2 protein-coding genes and 1 pseudogene are annotated in these 1863 nt (G+C 42.8%); 1 reads left to right on the forward strand and 2 read right to left on the reverse strand.

Annotated features, from left to right (window positions below; translation table 11 throughout):
• Window positions 1-804 (reverse strand): citramalate synthase (gene cimA / locus PX481_RS20035; protein WP_288095637.1); only part of this gene is annotated, 804 nt, incomplete at its 3' end.
• 261 nt (window positions 805-1065) lie between these two features.
• Here cimA and PX481_RS20040 point away from each other — a divergent pair.
• On the forward strand, window positions 1066-1611 hold the full coding sequence (locus PX481_RS20040; RefSeq protein WP_002761729.1) for a hypothetical protein: 546 nt from the start codon (window positions 1066-1068) through the stop codon (window positions 1609-1611).
• Here the strand turns inward: PX481_RS20040 and PX481_RS20045 are convergent.
• A pseudogene (locus PX481_RS20045) lies at window positions 1608-1863 on the reverse strand (solanesyl diphosphate synthase); the annotation flags it as partial. The gene PX481_RS20040 and the pseudogene PX481_RS20045 overlap by 4 nt on opposite strands.

Consider the following 1863-nt stretch of genomic DNA (forward strand, 5'->3'; position numbering starts at 1 on the left):
AAAGCCCATTTTTAACTGAAGATTGGGAATTAAAGTACATAAATTGGCATTGCCGCAGCGTTCCCCATAACCGTTAATTGTGCCTTGAATCATGCGTGCGCCCTCGTTAACTGCCGCTAAGGAGTTAGCCACGGCGGTTCCTGCGTCATTATGAGCATGGATGCCTAATTGAGGCGCATTTTCCTCATCGGGATCGATGCCCAATTGCTCCCGCACTTTCTCCACAATGGGGGCGATTTCTTGGGGTAAAGTGCCGCCGTTGGTATCACAGAAAACTAACCATTCTGCTCCGGCAGCCCTGGCGGTTTTGAGGGTTAAAAGGGCGTATTCGGGGTTATTTTTGTAACCATCAAACCAATGTTCGGCATCATAAATGACTCGTTTTCCCTGACAGCGTAGATACTCGATCGTATCTCCTATCATGGCTAAATTCTCCTCCAGACTGGTTTTTAAGCCCTCTGTGACGTGCAGATCCCAAGATTTGCCGAAAATTGTCACCCAACGGGTTCTAGCGGCGAGAATGGCGGTTAACATCCGATCTTCCCGGGCCTCGACATGGGGGCGACGAGTGGAACAAAAAGCGACTAATTCCGCTTGTTTTAGGGGTTCTTCGTGCAGTTTCCAGAAAAATTGACCGTCTCTAGGGTTTGCGCCCGGCCAACCGCCTTCGATAAAAGGAATACCCATTCTATCTAATTCCCTGGCGATTTTAATTTTATCTTCGAGGGAGAGGGAAATACCTTCTCGCTGGGCCCCGTCCCGGAGAGTAGTGTCATAGACCCAAATGCGCTTACCATTGTTCATAGAAATAGTCAATAAGTGTTAATATTAATTAATAACTGTAGCAAGTTAAAATCACGCCCCTAATGCCTAGAATAACAGTTTACGGTCAAACAATCACCTGCGATCGAGGTGCAAATCTCTGTTCAGTTATCAGTGATCAGTGATCAGTGATCAGTTTTGAGTTTTCAGTGAACAGTATTAAGTATTAAAGTGTTAAAGTATTAAGTGGCCAGTTCGGAGCCTTCTTTTCACTGTTTACTGTTTACTGATTAAGGTTATCAAATGAACGAGACAATAACTTTTCGGATATCACCAGTAATTCGGGTAACTTTATTAAGTTTATATGTGGCGTTAACCATCCCTTTACCCTTTTTAGCAAAAGTCACTAATTCCCCCGTTAATCCCAATTTTCTTTGGTTAGGAATCAGCTTAGGATTAATCGCTTTATACGGAGCTTTAAGTGAAAGAGTCATTTTATCAGAGACAGGGATACAAGTTACCTATCCCCAATGGTTTCCCGCTTTTCTTCGCTCTGGTTGGTGGTTAAATTGGACAGATATAAAAGAACTTAAATGTCGCAGTACAGGACAGGGTGGTTTAGTTTATTATTTCCTTGATCGCTCCGCAGAAAAAGCCTATTTATTACCGATGCGAGTAGCGGGATTTAATCGCATGGTCAAAATAATCGAGGAAAAAACTAACTTGGATATGACTGATATTCGCCCCCTTTCTCAGCCTTGGATGTATGGAATTCTTTTTACTCTCACCCTATTTTTATTATTAGTCGATGCTTGGACTATTGCTACGGCGAGAACTATTATTCCCTAATAAATTCGGCTCAAAACGTAATCTACTAGCTCGATTAGCACCTCTTTTGAGGGAGAAGAAGCTAAACAGTCAAGGTGTTTTAAGGCACTTTGTCCGTATTGAGATGCTAATTCTTTTGAGCGAGGAATACCTTGGCTAGAGTGAATAAAATCAAGAGCTTTTTCGATGTCTCCTTCCTGACTAAATTCCCGTTCGATTAACACTTCTATATAGGGATTTTCCTCCATGGCAAAGAGAGCGGGAGCAGTGATA

The organism is Microcystis sp. M53603_WE2 (genome assembly GCF_030065435.1).

Coding starts and splice junctions, on each gene's coding strand:
- PX481_RS20040 (WP_002761729.1), top strand. CDS start 1,066: ATGAACGAGACAATAACTTTTCGGATATCACCAGTAATTCGGGTAACT.